The organism is Methanoregula sp. (assembly GCA_041645435.1).
In the GTDB taxonomy this organism is placed as follows: Archaea; Halobacteriota; Methanomicrobia; order Methanomicrobiales; family Methanospirillaceae; genus Methanoregula.
This window is the reverse complement of record JBAZQB010000001.1, coordinates 449,757-466,688: the sequence shown is the minus strand read 5'-3', so window position 1 is coordinate 466,688 and position 16,932 is coordinate 449,757. Positions and strand designations below refer to the sequence as shown.

17 protein-coding genes and 1 tRNA gene are annotated in these 16,932 nt (G+C 48.4%); 4 read left to right on the top strand and 14 right to left on the bottom strand.

The features are described from left to right. The first annotated feature begins 181 nt into the window (after window positions 1-181). From WC593_02255 to mmp10, 4 genes are all read left to right on the top strand, one after another. Complete coding sequence (locus WC593_02255) at window positions 182-1,495, top strand: 2'-5' RNA ligase family protein (protein ID MFA4823960.1); 1,314 nt, start codon at window positions 182-184, stop codon at window positions 1,493-1,495. A gap of 86 nt (window positions 1,496-1,581) precedes the next feature. Continuing rightward, on the top strand, window positions 1,582-2,949 hold the full coding sequence (locus WC593_02250) for an MBL fold metallo-hydrolase (GenBank protein MFA4823959.1): 1,368 nt from the start codon (window positions 1,582-1,584) through the stop codon (window positions 2,947-2,949). Window positions 2,950-3,028: 79 nt separating this feature from the next. Beyond that, entirely contained in the window at window positions 3,029-3,505 is a 477-nt protein-coding gene (locus tag WC593_02245) for a pyridoxamine 5'-phosphate oxidase family protein (GenBank protein ID MFA4823958.1), read from the top strand. A gap of 371 nt (window positions 3,506-3,876) precedes the next feature. Further along, on the top strand, window positions 3,877-5,118 hold the full coding sequence (mmp10, locus tag WC593_02240) for a methyl coenzyme M reductase-arginine methyltransferase Mmp10 (protein MFA4823957.1): 1,242 nt from the start codon (window positions 3,877-3,879) through the stop codon (window positions 5,116-5,118). 814 nt (window positions 5,119-5,932) lie between these two features. Here the strand turns inward: mmp10 and WC593_02235 are convergent. From WC593_02235 to WC593_02170, 14 genes are all read right to left on the bottom strand, one after another. Continuing rightward, window positions 5,933-6,436, bottom strand: a complete 504-nt coding sequence (locus WC593_02235; protein ID MFA4823956.1) for a DUF350 domain-containing protein — start codon at window positions 6,434-6,436, stop codon at window positions 5,933-5,935. Between the two features lie 159 nt (window positions 6,437-6,595). Continuing rightward, window positions 6,596-6,707 (bottom strand) — tRNA-Met (locus WC593_02230). Between the two features lie 67 nt (window positions 6,708-6,774). After that, a complete protein-coding gene (locus tag WC593_02225) occupies window positions 6,775-8,250 on the bottom strand; it encodes an acetyl-CoA carboxylase biotin carboxylase subunit (protein MFA4823955.1) in 1,476 nt (491 codons plus the stop codon). Next, window positions 8,247-9,986 (bottom strand): sodium-extruding oxaloacetate decarboxylase subunit alpha, encoded by a 1,740-nt coding sequence (gene oadA, locus WC593_02220; protein MFA4823954.1) that lies wholly within the window; start codon window positions 9,984-9,986, stop codon window positions 8,247-8,249. The genes WC593_02225 and oadA overlap by 4 nt, the downstream gene beginning before the upstream one ends. An 84-nt stretch (window positions 9,987-10,070) precedes the next feature. Beyond that, window positions 10,071-10,700, bottom strand: a complete 630-nt coding sequence (locus WC593_02215) for a hypothetical protein (protein ID MFA4823953.1) — start codon at window positions 10,698-10,700, stop codon at window positions 10,071-10,073. Further along, the gene (locus WC593_02210; protein MFA4823952.1) at window positions 10,688-11,380 is read right to left on the bottom strand and encodes an energy-coupling factor ABC transporter ATP-binding protein; all 693 of its coding nucleotides are present in this window, start codon (window positions 11,378-11,380) and stop codon (window positions 10,688-10,690) included. The genes WC593_02215 and WC593_02210 overlap by 13 nt, the downstream gene beginning before the upstream one ends. Then, window positions 11,377-12,048: an energy-coupling factor ABC transporter ATP-binding protein gene (locus WC593_02205; protein ID MFA4823951.1), complete on the bottom strand. Its 672-nt coding sequence runs from the start codon at window positions 12,046-12,048 to the stop codon at window positions 11,377-11,379. The genes WC593_02210 and WC593_02205 overlap by 4 nt, the downstream gene beginning before the upstream one ends. Continuing rightward, a complete protein-coding gene (locus WC593_02200) occupies window positions 12,045-12,554 on the bottom strand; it encodes a biotin transporter BioY (protein MFA4823950.1) in 510 nt (169 codons plus the stop codon). Before WC593_02200 ends, WC593_02205 begins: the two co-directional genes overlap by 4 nt. A 45-nt stretch (window positions 12,555-12,599) precedes the next feature. Beyond that, complete coding sequence (locus WC593_02195; GenBank protein MFA4823949.1) at window positions 12,600-13,580, bottom strand: biotin--[acetyl-CoA-carboxylase] ligase; 981 nt, start codon at window positions 13,578-13,580, stop codon at window positions 12,600-12,602. Window positions 13,581-13,585: 5 nt separating this feature from the next. Continuing rightward, complete coding sequence (locus WC593_02190; GenBank protein MFA4823948.1) at window positions 13,586-14,008, bottom strand: DUF2111 domain-containing protein; 423 nt, start codon at window positions 14,006-14,008, stop codon at window positions 13,586-13,588. 106 nt (window positions 14,009-14,114) lie between these two features. Next, window positions 14,115-14,690, bottom strand: coding sequence for a hypothetical protein (locus tag WC593_02185; protein MFA4823947.1), 576 nt, complete (start codon window positions 14,688-14,690; stop codon window positions 14,115-14,117). Further along, window positions 14,687-16,120 carry an RtcB family protein gene (locus WC593_02180; protein MFA4823946.1) on the bottom strand — a complete coding sequence of 478 codons (1,434 nt, stop codon included), beginning with the start codon at window positions 16,118-16,120 and terminating at the stop codon, window positions 14,687-14,689. The genes WC593_02185 and WC593_02180 overlap by 4 nt, the downstream gene beginning before the upstream one ends. Before the next feature lie 87 nt (window positions 16,121-16,207). Further along, window positions 16,208-16,615 (bottom strand): archease, encoded by a 408-nt coding sequence (locus WC593_02175; protein ID MFA4823945.1) that lies wholly within the window; start codon window positions 16,613-16,615, stop codon window positions 16,208-16,210. Beyond that, on the bottom strand, window positions 16,612-16,902 hold the full coding sequence (locus WC593_02170; protein MFA4823944.1) for a hypothetical protein: 291 nt from the start codon (window positions 16,900-16,902) through the stop codon (window positions 16,612-16,614). The genes WC593_02175 and WC593_02170 overlap by 4 nt, the downstream gene beginning before the upstream one ends. Window positions 16,903-16,932: the final 30 nt, after the last annotated feature.

The window sequence follows — 16,932 nt, the reverse complement described above, 5'->3', positions numbered from 1 at the left end:
CTTTGCCCCCGCCACGGGGGCACCCCCCATTGCGATGACAACGTATTACCGGTAACCTTACCCGGGCTATCGCACTGCGCCCGCCCCCCAACAGGGGACTGGTGGCGCAAGAAGGGGGCAATATATTACGTGAAAAAAAAGGTTTTCTACAGAGCAGAAATTATCTACCGGGATGCACTACATGGCCGAAATATTTCTCATTGAGATCCGTCTGGGGACGACAAAATGGCGGGTTAGAGAGACCATATATGCCATTGCCAAAAAGTTCCGGCTCGAAAAATTTGTGGAGAGAAATCCTCATATCACCCTGTATGGACCCCTGAACCTTAATGAAGGCATCAGCTCGCAGCAACTCCTTGACGCTATCGGACAGGTTGCATCCCGGTATGATCCAGTTCCTTTCATGATAGACGGATGGGAAAAACGTGAAGGTATGCATGGAAGTGTGATCGCTTTTTCGGTCCGATCTTCAGAAGCACTAAAAAATCTCACTGCCGCAATTGCTGATGCACTCATGCCGATAACCTTCAGCTATAATGTCTGGGATGCATATCGCGACAGGAAATGGTTTCACGTGACCATTGCCAACCGGCTCGATCCCCGGAAAGCAGAAGATTATTTTTCAGCTATTACAAAATCCGATGATACGCTGCCCCATATTGACCGGACGCAACCGGGATTATTCACCGGGCTTCTCAAATGGCTGAAAAAAACAGCCGGATTAAAATCCCGGCTGATCATCTGGCCGGTAACGCTGAATGAAACCGGGCTCAGAATTACCGTAATGCAGGGTGAAAAGATTCTTGCAGAATATGATCTTCTTGAAAAATGCTGGATTGCTGATGGAAATCGCCATACCTCCCAATCATGGCAGAACACCCTGTCACAATACCGTAAAAAAACAGGATTTGAACTGACAACCAGAAAACCCGATCAGGGAGGAGAGGTATTTCTCATCTCGGATTTACATCTCGGTCATGCCAATATCATCAGGTACTGTTCGCGCCCCTTCCTTTTTTCCGATGTGGCCGAGATGGATCGTGTTCTCATTGACAACTGGAACTACGTAATCCTACCCGAAAGCAGGGTTTATTATCTGGGTGATTTCCGCTACGGTAAACATGCACGTAGCATCAATGATTACCGGAAAAAACTGACCGGGAACATAACATTTATCAAAGGCAATCACGATGATGTTGAACTCGGAGCAGTCCCGTCATCAACACTGGATTACAAAGGGTTAACATTCCTTCTGGTGCATAATCCTGCCGATGCCCCTCAGGATTTTAAAGGATGGGTTATCCACGGCCATCACCATAACAACAATCTCCATCATTATCCTTTCATCAATAGGGAAAAACGACGGATAAATGTCAGTGCGGAAGTAATCGGTTATGTACCAGTGGGATTGGACGAGATCTGCTCACTCATACAATCCCGCCAGTCCGGCGGAAATACCGCCCCTGTTCTCCTCAGAAATCACTCCATAGATTGAAATCCCCTGTACTGGCGCAGGAAACCGCTCTGTCATAATCTATTTACGAACCGGAAATATAGTCCCACTGTAATGGTGAAATGATAATGCTGTTTGAACGGATTGTGTCGGAAGGAATTTCTCATATTTCATATCTCATCGGTTCGGGAGGACAGGCCGCAGTGATTGACCCGCGCCGGGATTGTGAGATATATCTCGATATAGCGCGGAGAAATGATCTGGTTGTCACCCATATTTTTGAAACGCACCGGAATGAGGATTACGTAACAGGATCGAAAGAACTTGCCTCCCGCTGCGGTGCAGCGATATACCATGGTAGAGCGATGGCTTTTTCTTATGGTATACCGGTCCGGCAAGGAGATACCTTTACATTTGGCTCTCTTGAACTTACCATTCTTGAAACCCCGGGACATACTGAAGAAAGTATTTCTCTGGTCCTTAGGGATAAGGAGGTTTCAACACAACCATACATGGTTTTCTGTGGGGATACCCTGTTCTCCGGTGATATTGCCCGAACAGATTTCTACGGAAAGGATCGTAACGCGGAGATGGCAGCCAGAATCTATCAGAACATCACTACACAAATCCTGCCATTGGGCGATGGCGTGATCATCTGTCCTGCGCATGGGGCGGGCTCGATCTGTGGAGGAGAGATAGCGGATCACCCTTTCACCACCATAGGATATGAAAAGAAAACCAACAAATGGCTTCAAGTTGATAAGGATGCTTTTGTATCTGCAAGGATCCAGGAATCTCCCTATGTCCCTCCTTATTTCAGGAAAATGGAACACTATAACAAAGAAGGTGCACCGCTCCTGCACAGGACTCCGGATCTCAAGCCCCTTTCAATCAGTGAAGTTAATGTGCTCAGGACATCCGGATGCCAGATTCTCGATATCCGTTCACCCACCAGTTTTGGTGCAGGACATATTCCGGGAAGTATCTCAATCTGGCGCGAGGGGCTCCCTGCGTTCATGGGCTGGATACTCAATTACGAGCTGCCGATCGTCATTGTAGATGATTTTAATCTCTCTCTTGATACCGTGCAGTGTCATTTCATCCGGCTTGGTTACGACAATGTTGCAGGATACGTTAAGGGAGGATTTCCCCAGTGGACAAAAGCCGCGCAGGATTTCACGACCCTTCCTACCTGTTCCGTGCAGCAGCTCAAAGAACGCCTGGAAACCGAATCACCGTATATCCTTGATGTGCGCGATATTAAAAACTGGAATTTACTGGGACATATTCAGGATGCACATCACCGGTATGTCGGGGAACTTACTGATCATCTGGATGAGATCCCGAAAAAAGAACCTCTCGTGATCTGTTGTGATGCCGGGTACAAGGGAAGCCTTGCAGCGAGCATACTTGCCCTGCACAACTACACGAAGATGACCAATGTGCTCGGAGGTATGACGGCATGGATACGGGCGGGTTATAGTATTGAGAAATAATTAAAAGATCTTTTATTATTCCTGCCAGAATTAACAAGATTTATCTTCTTTGTATGGGAATGCAGATTGTTGTGAATGTATGGATATAATTAAGATCCCGAGGATGGAAAAACAGGAATATGACCGTCTGATTGAGAAGGGGTACATCTGTCGTATTGCATTTCAGGGGGAGAAATATCCCTATATTGCACCATTCCTGTATGTTTTTGACGGTTCATTTTTGTATTTTCTCTCGACAAAATACGGGAAAAAGATCGAATATTTCCGTAAAAGCCCGTATGCCTCGGTTGAAATCGAAAAATACACAAAAGATCTCTCATCCTACACATTTGTAACACTCCAGGGATACATGGAAGAAGTGCACGACTCCATTGAGAAGAAGATCATTAGGGAAAAGTTCGTGGATCTTATTGTTGAACGCAACCTTTCATGCAATATTCTTGCTGCACTGGGTCATTCACCATTGGACCCCCCTGCTGCAATTGGCGAAGAAGAGCGATCGCTTGTCTGGAAACTGGTAGGCGTCAAGGATCTTGTTGCATTAAAAAATCTTTGATGGTTACGTATCCTTTTCAGATTTCAAGAAATTCAAGGAAAACTTTTGGATACATGAAGGATTGCAAAAAGGCATTTCCGGAACAGGCATAAGTAATTGCTACGCAATTCATTGATTTAAAAAAAGTCGTCTCTCCCGTATCTGCGGTGCTTGCTTTTCCAGCGCAGATACCTGCGGGAAGGGTGCACACAGCATGATGGAGGACTGATACGATACCGCAACCGCAGCCCATTATCAACGCCAGCACGTATCTTCTTTCAGATAATCAAGGACTCTTCCGATCCTTTGAAAAACCTTTTTTCTTGTATCCCGGACCTGCGTTCACATTTCCAAACACATTTTATGCACAACAACGGAGATCAGATACACAGATGACCCAATTGACTGTTGACATTGGAGGAAGCCCGGGCATTAACTGCCGCGGTTTCTGCGAATATTGCTACTTCAAACATGTCAAGGGTGTCCAGCCACTGGGGTGCCGGTACTGCCTCCCATTTAAAAAAGGATGCGATTACTGCACTCGCGGTGTTAAAGAAGAGTACAGCGGATTTAAGGATCTCAAAACTATTGCTGAAGAAACTCTTGCGAATCTCCAGACAAAAAGGGGAGATATCGACCGGATTACTATCAGCGGGGGTGGGGATCCGAGCTGCTATCCCCGGTTCACCGAACTTATTGAACTGCTTGGCAGTATGGAAGCACCGCTTCACATAGGTTATACCAGTGGTAAAGGCTGGGATGATCCTGCGATTGCCGATCTCCTGATAAACAATGGTCTTTCAGAAATATCTTTTACGATCTTTGCATCGGATCCTGCTCTTCGCAAACGTTACATGCATGATCGAACTCCTGAAGTATCATTAAAGATTGTGGAACGATTGTGTGAGAAAGCTGATGTATATGCTGCTGCTGTGATACTGCCCGGGATCAATGATGGAGAGGTTCTCGAGCACACCTGCGAATGGCTGGATGCCTGTGGAGCAAAAGGATTAATCCTGATGCGGTTTGCAAACTCAACGGATCAGGGTTTGATCCTGGGAAATGGTCCGATCATCAAAAACCAGAGGGTGCAGACGGTGGAATCTTTCCGTGATCTTGTTGCTGATTTGAGCGTCAAATTCGACATGAAGATATCCGGAACCCCCCTGTGGGATCCTGATATTGGTTCTCCCTTTGCAATTATCAGTGAACCTGATCTGATACAGAAACTACCCCGGGTAAACCGGAGGGCATCTGTTATCAGTGGGAGCGTGGCAGCTCCCTATATCGAGAAAATCCTGTCTGCCTGTGGTGCAGAAGTTCCGGTAATACCGGTTAGCAAGGAGATCGCGTGTCTCATCACAGCAGACGATCTTCAGAAAGTCGATATATCTGCGCTTGAACGTGCGGTCATCATTCCGGGACGGGCATTTGTGTTTGACCCTGAGGCACAGGAAATACTGGCACGAGATGGTGTGGATCGTGAAGTGATCCGTGGGCCGGATATGCTTACTGCTGATGCTGAAACCAGTATGGGCATGACCCGCGATCAAGTGCTCGCTCTTGAGATGGAAGGCTTTGCCGAGCTTATCCAGACAATAAACCGGTACGGAAGTAATAAAAAACCAAGCTGAATTAAACGGACCGGCTAAAGACGAGACAACAAAACGTCGCCGCGATTCCATCAAAAGTTGGAAATCTCAAAAGTATAATGTTTTACGGCTCTGTTGAAATCCTCTTTTCTGTTGCTTGTCTGTCCTCGACTAAAGACAGGAGGGTGACCACCTCTCTCCCCCAAAGGGGGAGGCAGCCCAAGGGGAGTATCCCCTTGACCCCCTCAAGTTTTCTCATCAACCTTCTGACGGCTATCGCAACATTGGGGGATGCCCGAGCGGCGGGGTGGAAGCACGATGTGCTGTAACCCCCAAGAGCGATTCTTTGGTGCCCCACAAGGATTTCAATAGAGCCTGTTTTACTAATAATCCATTTACTTCCATTAATGCAGATGTCCTTTTCTCGCGATTGAAAACGTAAGATCAGAGGTTTGGTTTATTCTGGAAATTATAACAAAGAAAAAAATCCGATGATTGGACAATGATATAAAAAAAAGGTGATTCATCATTTGGTGCCACCAACCTTTAATGTCAGATATCAAATCAACAAATAGTTAACATTTTATTGTCTGTAGTAAGCCTATTTTGATAATACCATACCCCCCTCTTGCGCCACCAGTCCCCCAAGGGGGACGGGGCGCATGGTGATTGGACAAGGCGGGTTACAGGTAATACGTCGTTATCGCAATCCGGGGGATGCCACAGTGGCGGGGGCGGAGGTGGAACCAAAGCCACGAAGAACGTCTGATAAGTTTTCTCATGGAGATGGCTTCTTAAAAAAACCGAAACAAAATCTTAATTGGTGGCTCTAATTAACGAATCACAAAAAAGAAAATTATATGATTGCTGCTGTGATGCCAATAACACCGGACTGGATAATAACAGCAACAGCGATAATAACGCCAGCCATCTCGAGTGCTACTGCGACATTACCTTTCTTGAGTTCCTCAAATTCCTCAACGCCTTTTGTCAGTTTGTCAAGGATATTGAGCGCAAGGTAGATCGCACCAACAGCAAGCACAATACCCAGAATAAGCTGGATGAATGCAACACCAACGGAGAGCAGGCCATCAACGGACAGGATGCCTACACTCAGTGCCTTGTTGATTCCTACGGACAAGCCGGATACACCGGACTGGACAACGAGCGCAATTGCAACAAAGACGGAGGCAACAAGGATACCGACTGCCACATTTCCCTTTGCGAGTTCCTTTTCCTCATCAATGCCCTTGGTGATCTTCCCGAGCACCGCAAAGCCGACATACAATGCCACCACGGCAAAGATGATGGCAATAACTAACTGGATTAATCCTACTGCTACATTTGCTAAAAGCATCATTTCACTCCTAATTACCGTATGGTGTTTGATCAAACGGTAAATAAATATATCGTCAAATCAGGCAAAAAAGAATGATATTCACCGCATATTTGACAATCAGAAAGAAAAATGAGCGTATAATTATCAGGGATCTAATAAAAACAATCTGATAAAACGGAATGCTGCGGGAGGGTTACGATCCCCCGATCTCCAGATATCTCAAGCCTGAACGCGTAAAAACGTTCAATAAACCCTATGAGTCTGGCGCCCTAACCAGCTAGGCCACCGCAGCACGAAAGTGCATAATAAAAACGCAGTAAAAACTATTAAAGGTTCTGATAGGCATTTTAAATCGTCCATCAATCCTTTTTTTGCTGCAGGTACTGGTTGACAGCAGCAGAAATTGCAGCGACTTTTTTCTCCTGTTCAAAAGATCCCGCGAGGGTCTGCATCCGGGTCTCCTCATCACGCGTGTACCGTTCGAGAGTGTTGAAGATATGTTCTTCCTGAAGGAAATGGGTGTGGGTATTACCTTCGATAAACTGTTGGTTGTTCATGATCGCATAGTGAAGGGGCAGGGTGGTCTTTACGCCAAGAATAATGTACTCCGAGATTGCCCGGCGCATGCGCTTGATCGTGTCAGCCCGGGTACGGTCCCAGGCACACAGTTTCGAGATCATGGAGTCATAGATGGGGGAGATGGTATAGCCCATGTGGATGCCGCTGTCGATCCTGATCCCCGGTCCACCGGGGGAACGGTACCGTACGATCTTTCCGGGATCGGCTGCAAAATTGTTAAGGGGGTCTTCGGCATTAATCCGGCACTCTATCGCATGCCCCCTGATGGAGAGGTCTTTCTGTTCGAAAGGGAGGGTTTCACCGGCCGCAATCGCCAGCTGCAGCTTGACAATATCTACACCGGTGATGAACTCCGTTATGGTGTGTTCGACCTGAAGGCGGGTGTTCATCTCCATAAAATAATAATTGCCATTACTGTAGAGGAACTCGACGGTTCCAGCATTCGAATAATCCGAAGCCTTTGCAACTTTGAGGGCTGACTCGGCCATACGTTCACGTAGTTCCGGAGTCATGATCGGGCAGGGCGCCTCTTCCACAAGTTTCTGGTGCCGGCGCTGGATCGAGCATTCGCGCTCATAGAGATGGACTGCATTGCCATGCTCATCAGCAAAAACCTGGAACTCAATATGCCGGGGTTTGACAAGATATTTCTCAATAAAGACCGTGGCATCTCCGAATGCAGATTGGGCTATGCGCATACTTGCCGAGATCGCTTCTTCCAAATCTTTCTCATTGTTTACGATCTGCATCCCAATACCGCCACCGCCGGCACTGGCCTTGACGATAACCGGGTACCCGATCTCAAATGCGATCTTCTTTGCATCTTCAATATTGTTGATGCCACCATCAGTACCGGGAACAACCGGTACGCCACTCTCCCTCATCATCTTCTTGCTGCCGATCTTCGACCCCATCGCCTTGATGGTCTTCCAGCGGGGTCCGACAAAAGTTACGTTCTCGTCAAGGCAAAGTTTTGCGAATTTATAGTTCTCGGCAAGAAACCCATATCCCGGGTGCACGGCTTCAGCCCCGCTTTTCTTGGCGATATCGATGATCCGCTCCATGTTAAGGTAGCTTTTTGAGGGATGGGCTTCCCCAACATTGAATGCCTCATCTGCATATTTCACATGGAGCGCATTCTTGTCAGCAGCAGAATAGATCGCTACTGTCTCAATATCGAGCTCCCGGCATGCCCGCATAATGCGGATGGCAATTTCACCCCGGTTTGCTATCAGGAGTTTTTCAAAAAATTTCATTGCACCACCAGCAGAACATCGCCATTCTGGACGACATCTCCGGTATCGACAAAGATTTCTGTAACCTTCCCATCAGCAGGACTGTGGATAGGGTTCTCCATCTTCATCGCTTCGAGTACAATGAGCGTGTCACCTTTCTTGACAATAGATCCCCTGTTGACATTGACTTTGAGAACCATGCCCTGCATGTTGCTCTTGATTCCCCCCTCAAACTCTCCCCGGGGGATCTTCTGCGGGGCGATACTTGTCACATCGACCTTGTTGCCTCCAACCGATACGATGCGGACATTGAATACTTCTCCGTCAACCTCGACTTCCATCTCGTTCGGGACTTCGGTTTTAGGTTGCATAACGGTCTGCTTCTTGGGAAGCGGCTCCTGCTGCCGGTCCCCTTTCAGAAATGCCGGGGCTATTGCCGGGTAAAGAATATAGGTAAGGACATCTTCTTCCTTTTTTATGAGACCTGCTGCGGTGGCTTCAGCTTTCATCTTTTCATAGGAGGGTTCCAGTAAGTCGGCTGGCCTTACGGTGATGACGGGATCATTGCCTATAATCTGGCGGCGAATCGTCTCATTGACCGGTGCGGGGGATTTTCCGTAGAGCCCGTGAATGTAGTCTTTGACTTCCTTGGTAACGTTCCGGTAGCGTTCCCCATTGACAAGGACATTTAAGACCGCCTGTGTCCCGACAATCTGACTGGTGGGCGTGACCAGCGGAGGGTAGCCAAGGTCTTCCCGGACGCGGGGGATCTCGGCAAGCACTTCTTCCATCCGGTTGAGGGCATCCTGTTCCTGTAATTGAGAGACGAGGTTGGAGATCATCCCTCCGGGAAGCTGGTAGATGAGGACGTCGGAATCTACCCTTTCTGAAATGGGATTGAGCAGCCCGCCGTATTTTTCCCGAACCCGTAAACAGGCATTTCTCACATTCCGCAGCCGCAATAAATCAATACCGGTATCATAGGGGGTTCCTTTCAGCGCGGCAACGATACTTTCTGTCGGGGGCTGTGAAGTTCCCATCGAGAACGGGGACATTGCCGTATCGAGAATGTCCACCCCGGCTTCAATTGCGGTCTGGTAACTCATCGGTGCAATCCCGCTGGTTGAGTGGCTGTGCAGGCAGACCTTGATATCCACGGCTTTTTTAATCCCCGTTATGAGTTCCCGGGCCGCTTCGGGCATGATAAGCCCTGCCATATCCTTGATACAGACAGAATCACAATCCAGTGCAGCGAGTTCCTTTGCCATCTCGATGAAGGTGCCGGTGTTATGGACCGGGCTCGTCGTATAGCAGATCGTACCCTGGAGGTGGGCACCGGATTTCTTAACCTGGTCCATTGACCGTTTCATATTTCGGATATCGTTTAATGCATCAAAGACACGGAAGACATCCACACCGTTTTTATGCGCCGCAGCCACGAATTTGTCGACAACATCATCAGAATAATGACGGTACCCGACAAGGTTCTGGCCACGGAGAAGCATCTGAATGGGTGTGCGTTTCAATTCATCTTTGAGAAGTGAAAGACGGTCCCAGGGATCATCGTTGAGGAACCTGATGCATGTATCGAATGTTGCCCCACCCCAAGCCTCAACGGAAAAAAAGCCGCATTTGTCAAGCCCTTCTGCGAGAGGAATCATATCCTCGGTCCGGAGTCTCGTGGCTATGAGTGACTGGTGCGCATCACGGAGCGTGGTATCCGTGATTTTGACTTTATGAGGAACTGATGAGTACAAAGGATAGCCTCTTTAGGACAATTCGATCAGATTTAGCCTCTCAAAAATTCATCAGGAAAGTATAAAAAATGCACTAACAATGCACTAACAAAAAAGGACCGCAATGACTGCTGCGCATATGGCAAAAAACACAGCTACGAGATCTCCTTTTTTCCGGGCAAAGACCGGGATGCAGGTCCCGCCATGGACATAACCCCTTATTGCCAATAGTTCTGCAGTATCCTCTGCCCGCATGAGAGTCCCGTGGACAAGGACCCGCCCGACCGGAATGATACTCCGAACTCCAGACCGCACTCCTTTCATTCGTTCCGCAGCGCGAATCCGGTCAAAGTCAGTGGTGAGGGTGTTTAAGTTCTGCAAAGCCATTTCAGCAAGCATGCCCAGTTCAAAACCGGTCCGGTTTCCAAAGAGCCAGCAGCCGAGATTCAGGAATTCCCCCCTTTTCTGACCAGCAAGTAACCAGACCCCGATAAGGATGACAACCATCATCCGGAAGAAATACGAGATACCTCCACCACCGGTAATTTCGAGTATTACACTGAAAAAACCAATAAGTATCACGGAAGGGAGAACCAGCCGGTTTTTCCGGATGAGATGAAGATTGGGCGTAAACAGCAGCCACCAGATGAATGCTGCAATGGCTCCGGGAATACTGAGAAATGCTACGAGAGACAGAAGGGTTGCTGCGCCAGTCCGCAGCCTTATGTCATGCATGCTGCCTCCATGAGATCTTCCGGAGAGATGTTCTTCGGTGTTTTTCCCGCAGCTATCAATGTCCGGATGAGGGGGGGTGCATAGTGCCAGTTCCAAAGACCATCCGGGGGCGAACCGCAGTACCAGAGCCTGCCCTCACGGATCTCCCAGATATGCGCGACCCGGGGAAATATTGCCTGCTCGTGAGTGAACAGCACAGTAATTCCTTTTGAACGGCTGGAAAGGGTGTTGCAGATCCGTTGTTTCTCATTCACATCGAGTGAACTAAAGGGTTCATCGAGAATGAGGAGATCATAGGGGTTTGCAAGAACACAGGCCAGGTGAAGCCGCTTGAGTTCCCCCCGACTCAATCGCAATGGATCACGGTCTCTTTTCTCTCCAAGGCTGATTGAGGAAAGGATGGTTTCCGGGTCCAGACCCCATGATTTACATTCATCATGAACGGTTGTGCCGGTGATATGATATTCGGGAAACTGGAAAGAGACCATCAGTGACGATACCTGCTCCCGGGTAACGGAACCTGATGCTGCCGGTAAAAGGCCTGCCATCATCAGGGCAAGCGTAGACTTTCCGCTCCCCACATCTCCGCAAACGAGATGCAGTCCCTCATCAAAAGTGCCCTGTGCTGAAAAGCTCCATGTTCCCAGAGTTGCCTTCACATCATCCAGTACGAGTTTCATGCCCTGCACTTCCATGACAGTGGATAAAACGCGGTATCTGCAAGTTTGGCAAAGACCGATTCCGGAGTTCCCGAAAAAAGGATCCGGCCTTTTTCGAGAAAGACAAGGTGATCACTCAAAGATGCAAGCTCCATATCCTGCGTGCTGCGGAGTACAAATGGTATGCCTGACTGGTGAATAATCCGGTCAATTGCCTGAATGCTGCAGGCATCCAGGTGTGAGTCGCATTCATCAAGGACGAGGACCCGGGGATCCTGGATCATCGCGGCAGCAAGGGCAACAAGGACCTTCTCACCCCCGGACAGTTCCCGCACCATCCGGGCAGACAAGCGGGCAAGCCCGAACCGGTTTTGGATCTCTTCCATGCGCTGGCAAATATCGCCGGGGGAGATATGCTGAAAGCGAAGCGTGGATGCTATCTCATCAGATACCGTATCGAAAAGAAAATTCCGATCCGGAAATTCATTGACCCAGCCGATATCTGACTTGCGTGGTTCTCTGTTATCTATCAGGACAGAGCCGGTATCGGGCACGGTAATTCCCGCACAGAGCTTGAGGAGAGTGGTCTTCCCGCTGCCATTCGCACCGATAACCGAAGTAACTCCCGTTCCTATTGACAGGGTATCAATCGCCAGTGAACGGTAGCTAAGGTTCTCGATACGGATCATGCAATTCGTTGCCCTATCAGATATGCAGCAGCGGCCTTGATTGCATCACCGGCAATAAAAGGGAGTACACCGGTAGTGATCGCGGGCAGGAACCCAAGTTTTAAGGAATACATCAGCCATGCGACACCAAACAGGTAGATCACACCAGTTGCTACAACGATCCCGCCAATCCGGATAAGCTTTGAATTCTGTTCATAGGCAAGACCCGTGATAAGTGCTGCAAAAATGAAACCGATGAGATAACCCCCGCTTGGCCCAAGGAGCACGCCTAAACCCGCCATGCCATTATGGAACAAGGGCAGGCCAAGCACACCGAGAATAATATAGAGCAGCACCGGAATCGCACCATAGCGATGCATGATTATACCAGCCATGATAACGAAAAGAGTCTGGAGGGTAAAGGGGATGTACCCGATCGGAACGGAGATCCAGCTGCCCAGCGCTATGAGTCCGATAAATGCTGCAGAATATGCAATAACCCGGGATCTCTGTAAATCACCAAACATCGTCAACCATAAAAAAAATGATGGTTGACGATAAAAAATATCCGCTTACTGCTGATAACAATCGCCAGCTATGACCCGCTCCAGCTTCCCGTTATCTTTTCGGACAATAAGAGCGCCGTATTCATCGATATCAATCGCTTCGCCTTCAAAACTGTTTTTGAGAGTACGAATCTGGACGCGGCTCTCGAGTGTGGCAGAGAGGCTCTTCCATTCCTGCGTGATAGATTCATACTCCCCGCTTTCTACCAACTGATACCGGTTCTCGAACTCCCGTAAGATACGGGCAAGGAATGAGGCACGGTCGATCTCATGTCCGAGTTCAGCGCTGATGGATGTGATATCCCTCTGAAGGTCCAAGGTGAAATCCTTGACCGGGTTGTTGACATCGATCCCAATACCGACAAGGCAGTAATGAAGGGTGTCTGATTCTGCCGACATCTCAAGGAGCAACCCCCCGACCTTCTTTTTCCCGATAAATATGTCATTGGGCCATTTGATCAGCGCCCCGAGATCGAACTCCTTCCTTATTGCCCGTGCCACGGCAATGGAACCTGCCATCGTGATCATAAAGATGTGGTCGATAGGAACCTGTGGTTTTAAAACAATCGTGATCCAGATTCCCCCAGCGGGGGAGATCCATGCCCGCCCCATTCGGCCGACACCGCCGGTCTGCTCTTCTGCAATGATAACTGTGCCATGGAGCTTTTTCGGATCGCCCTCGGAACAGATCTGTTTTCCCACACTGTTCGTGGAAGGTGTATGCTGGAAATAACGGATGTTTTTACCAATGATCTGGGTATGGAGTTTCTTATGAATTTCATAGGGAAGGAGCTTGCTGCTGGAATGCATGAGCTTGTAGCCTTCCTTCTGGGATGACTGGATGTCGTATCCCATCTGGCGTAGTTCTTTTATGTGCTTCCAGACCGCTGAACGGGTGACTCCCAGTTCATTGCTGATCATTTCTCCGGATATCGGTGCAATAGTTCGTTCAAGAATCTCAAGCACTTTAAAGGCGGAATCAGACATAGAACTCACCGTTTGGAATCAATTTGTTCTGAAGGAAGCGGACACGGATCTTTGCCACACACCTGTTTTATTATCGCAGACTGGTTTTCCATAAGCGTTGCAAGATCAAAAATTCCGGTCATATCGACAACACCTATTGCACCGATTGCCTTTCCATCCCGGTCTCTGAAAGGAGTAACTGTTACGGGAACACCCTTGTACGCTCCACTTGAAGGAATTATTTTTATCATGTGGTTGGTCCTGATTGCCTCTATAAGGATCGGGCCATTGTAGTGGCGATCGATAACCTTTCCATCTTCAACCCGTATACCGTCCTTCTCGAGTGATTTTGCCGTAACAGGAAGGTGGTGGATCAGTTCGTGAACTGCAAGGACAACAGGTTCGAGATCGCCGGCATCTGCATTGCAGGATAAGGTATAACGGTGCATGGAACTTGCCTCATATGTCTGGTCATTCTCTATCTAGATGAATATTGCGTATACCGTTTGTGTAACCATATCAGGAGATTTCAATTACAGGAAATTGTTCCCCATCCTACAGGCATGTCTGTATCCCTTCGCAACAGAATTTTTTTAAGAAATTGCGCGAAGGATATTCATGAATACTTGTGATGACAATGGCCCCCTTTCCCAGCTGCTTTTCAACAATAACATCCACGGAATCCGCTTTGCCAACAGATAAACCGTCATGATGAGCAAATGAGCCATCGCATTCGATACATGCAGGATCGTAATCATCAATCAGGGTACTGGCAGCAGATGATGGGATACACACAATCTGCCGGGGATGACAGTCATGCTCATAGGTTACTGCGAATGGAAGCCAGTCATACACATACGGCTTTTCGGTTGCTGCACCAAAGACCAACAGGTGCCCCCCATTCTCAACAAATTTTTTTATCCGCGGAGAAGAGGCACGGAGTGCCGGTAGCAGATTCGTATAGAGGTGATTTCCAAAACCGGTGGGAATGATCAGGCAGTTGAATGCTCCCCGGTAGAATGGTGCTGCCAGCATGTGAGGGGTGACTAATTCACAGGTAATACCGCAGTCCTCAATATACCGGTTAAAATGCTGGGAAGTTTCCCACACGAACCCGGCTCGACAATTCATCCCTTGATCACACCCAGGGGGGTGAGACGGGCGACAAGCCGGGAAATTCCCACATCATGCACAACACCCACGACTTCATCGCTGGATTTATAGACTTCCGGCGCTTCATCGGCGATTGCGTTTTCACTATGCGCCCGTACGATTATCCCTGCTTTCAGGAGATTTGCCGTAACCTCTTTTCCACTCAATTGCTTTTTTGCCTGGTTGCGGCTCATGAGACGCCCGGCCCCATGACAGGTACTGCCAAAAGTCTTTTCCATTGCGATCTTTGTTCCGCGCAGCACAAAGGAAGATGTACCCATGCTGCCGGGAATGATTACCGGCTGCCCGATTTTCAGCAGATCCGCAGGAAGGTCATCGGAATCAGGGCCGAATGCACGAGTGGCACCTTTGCGGTGAACGCAGACGTTCATGCGTTTGCCATCAACTCCATGCTCTTCGAACTTTGCAACATTATGTGCCACATCGTAGACCAGGGGCATATCTTCATAATTGATCCGGAACATCTTTGAAAGAACTTGTCGCACCGTATGCGTAATGAGCTGCCGGTTTGCCCATGCATAATTTGCCGAAGCTGCCATTGCACCAAAATATTCCTTTCCTTCTGGGGACTGGATGGGTGCACAGGCAAGTTGCCGATCCGGAAGGGTGATATGATATTTTTTTGTCGCAGTTTCAAGGAGTTTTAAATGATCGGTGCAGACCTGGTGCCCAAGTCCGCGTGATCCGCAGTGGATCATACAACAGATCTGGCCCAGCCGGATCCCGAATGCCCGGGCAGCATCCGTATCGAAGATCTCGCTCACAACCTGCATTTCGAGAAAATGGTTGCCGGATCCCAGTGTCCCTCCCTGAGGGACACCCCGCTGTTTTGCTTTTGCCGATACTGCACGGCTGTCAGCCTGCTTCATGTACCCACCCTCTTCGCAGCGGACAAGATCGCGTTTGGTACCGAAACCTGCATCGACAGCCCAGCTTGCCCCTTTTATCATCATACCATCGAGATTCTTGGGAGATATCCTGAGCGAACTCTTGCCGCCAACACCGGTTGGAACTGCCTTAAAGAGTTCTTCGATCAGGTCGCGGCGCCCGGAAATATCTTTCTGTGCAAGCGGTGTGGTGAGTAACCGGACCCCGCAGTTGATATCAAATCCTACACCCCCCGGCGAGATTACCCCTTCATCGAGACTGAATGCTGCAACGCCCCCAATCGGAAATCCATAACCCCAGTGGATATCCGGCATCGCAAGCGAATGGCCGATAATACCGGGCATGGTTGCAACATTTGCAACCTGCTGAAGCGCACCGGGTTCCAGGCTTTTTCCTAATAACTCCGACAGGAAAATTTTTCCCGCAACCCTCATACCCGGGACATACCCTATCGGTATTTCCCATTCATTTACTCCTGTTTGTCGCACACCGTCAAGCATCAGTTTTCACCCCCGTTATCTGAATTATTGTCGAATTATTGTAAAGACCTTGTTCCTTGAGATCTTTTCCCATTATTTCACCCGCGCCTATACATCAAATAAGATATCCAGCATATATCCGTTCGTATCCTTCCTGATAACAAGTCCCGAATAGGAGATCCCTTTTACTTCTGTTCCCGATGAATGTCGTAAAGGATCAAAAGATTCCCCATAGAGAACCGCAGCCAGATGCAGGTGATCGATAATGATCTCTGCTCGTGAAAAGACCAGTCCTTCAACTTCAGCGATAAAGAGTACTTCTGAGAGAAAATCGCATAAGAGTGATTCAATATTGTCAGATTCGATCCGGATCTCTTTAATTATTCCATCATTACGGTCTGTTCCATATACAACCTGCATAAGGGCAAGGAAAGCATCGGTAAAAAGGGCATCGAGCGTTGAAGCCTGAGCACGGATTTTTACATCCGCCGTATGAGATATCTCTTCAAAACTCATCCGCGTTCGTGCCTGATCAGATCATTGTCATCAAAGAAAGGAATCATTTCCATATGGATACTGTGCAGGAACCGCGCCTGGTGAATCGAAACATATATTGTATGGTTCCCGGCTTTTAAGAGAAGGTCTGTTTTTTTCGGGGGTTTTACCTGGACGGGTAAAAGAATGGGCCCTCCGCAGGATGTACTGATACGAAAATCACACTTCCGCTTATTGATAAAATCGATAACATCAGGAACAATGGTGACCTCGCTCAAACCTGAGCGGTCATGGGAATCTGTATGCATGATGCTTTAATTATTAGAAGGCCCGGCTAA